Source organism: Methanococcoides sp. AM1, from assembly GCF_900774055.1.
In the GTDB taxonomy this organism is placed as follows: Archaea; Halobacteriota; Methanosarcinia; order Methanosarcinales; family Methanosarcinaceae; genus Methanococcoides.
Map to the genome: position 1 here is coordinate 1 of NZ_CAAGSW010000039.1, position 210 is coordinate 210.

A 210-nucleotide genomic window follows, 5' to 3' on the forward strand; every position below is an offset into this window, starting at 1 on the left:
CGGTATCCGATTTCAGTGCTAATGTCACTGAAGGTATTGCACCACTTACTGTTTCATTCACTGATCTCTCAACCAATGCAACCTCATGGTCCTGGGATATTGATGCTGACGGTACCGAGGATTACTCAAGTCAGAATATAATTCATACGTATGATACAGCTGGTTTGTATACTGTCAATCTTACTGTCAGTAATATCAATGGTACTGCTT

1 protein-coding gene is annotated in these 210 nt (G+C 40.5%); it reads left to right on the forward strand.

Annotation, left to right across the window (positions count from 1 at the left end):
* Positions 1 to 210, forward strand: a 210-nt coding sequence (locus E7X57_RS12285) for a PKD domain-containing protein (RefSeq protein ID WP_135613307.1), incomplete at both ends; no start/stop codon positions are given.